The sequence below is a fragment of the Polynucleobacter sp. 39-46-10 genome (assembly GCF_002282275.1).
Genome location: NZ_NCJB01000542.1, coordinates 1 through 1,104, shown reverse-complemented (window position 1 = coordinate 1,104; position 1,104 = coordinate 1). Strand labels below are relative to the sequence as shown.

The following is a 1,104-nucleotide window of genomic DNA, read 5'->3' as shown; positions in this document are numbered from 1 at the left end:
AGGGAATGTTTGGCTTAATTATATTTGCACCAATTTTTGCTGATTACATTCAGCCTGCCTTGCAAGGAACTTTAGGCTACATTCCAGGTTTAGGAATCCTATTTTCAGGTCCAATGAATGGTATTGGCGTTCTATGTGCAGGCCTGATTTTGGCAATGATGGTTTTGCCATTTATCGCTTCAGTTATGCGTGATGTTTTTGAAATTGTTCCCCCAGTTCTGAAAGAATCAGCCTATGGTATTGGCTGCACCACTTGGGAAGTGGTAAAGAATGTTGTGCTCCCTTATACAAAAGCGGGCGTGATCGGTGGGATTATGTTGGGATTGGGTCGAGCCCTTGGCGAAACTATGGCGGTTACTTTTGTTATCGGTAATGCTCACCGTCTTTCTGCTTCCTTATTCTCCCCAGGAAATTCGATTGCCTCAACATTGGCTAATGAATTCGGTGAAGCTGAGCTTGGAGCTCACTACTCATCTTTATTTGCATTGGGCCTTGCGCTAATTATTATTACATTCATTGTTTTAGCGATCGCGAAATGGATGTTAATCAATTTGGAAAAAAAGCAGGGATTTAAAACATGAACGGCCTATCTAATATCAATCCGGCAATTTTTGCTAGACGTAAACGTGCCAACAAAATTGGCTTAATTCTATCCACTGCTGCTATGGCATTGGGCATGGCTTTTTTGTTATGGATATTGAGTGTTTTATTTTTAAAAGGCTTTTCTTCTATAAGTTTGGATGTATTCACTCACAGTACGCCTGCACCAGGTTCAGAGGGTGGGGGTTTGGCGAACGCGATTGTTGGTAGCTTAATGATTGTAGGTAGCTGTACTCTGATTAGTACGCCGATTGGCGTCTTGGCCGGACTATATCTCTCGGAGTACGGAGATAGAAGTAAAGTGGCTTCAGTAACCCGCTTTGTGACTGACATCATGCTATCTGCGCCATCTATTGTGATTGGTTTGTTTGTTTATGCCATTGTGGTCGCACAAGTGCGCCACTTCTCTGGTTGGGCTGGTACGATCGCATTAGCTTTAATCGCCATACCGGTAGTTGTTCGCACAACTGAAAATATGCTGCGCTTAGTACCGGGAAGCCTGCG

General features: G+C 43.5%; 2 protein-coding genes. Both read left to right on the top strand.

Going from position 1 to position 1,104, the window contains the following annotated elements; translation table 11 throughout:
• Nucleotides 1-581: ABC transporter permease subunit (locus B7X71_RS17555; RefSeq protein WP_293601689.1), on the top strand; the 581-nt coding region annotated here is incomplete at its 5' end.
• Nucleotides 578-1,104: ABC transporter permease subunit (locus tag B7X71_RS17550; RefSeq protein ID WP_293601688.1), on the top strand; the 527-nt coding region annotated here is incomplete at its 3' end. The genes B7X71_RS17555 and B7X71_RS17550, both read left to right, overlap by 4 nt.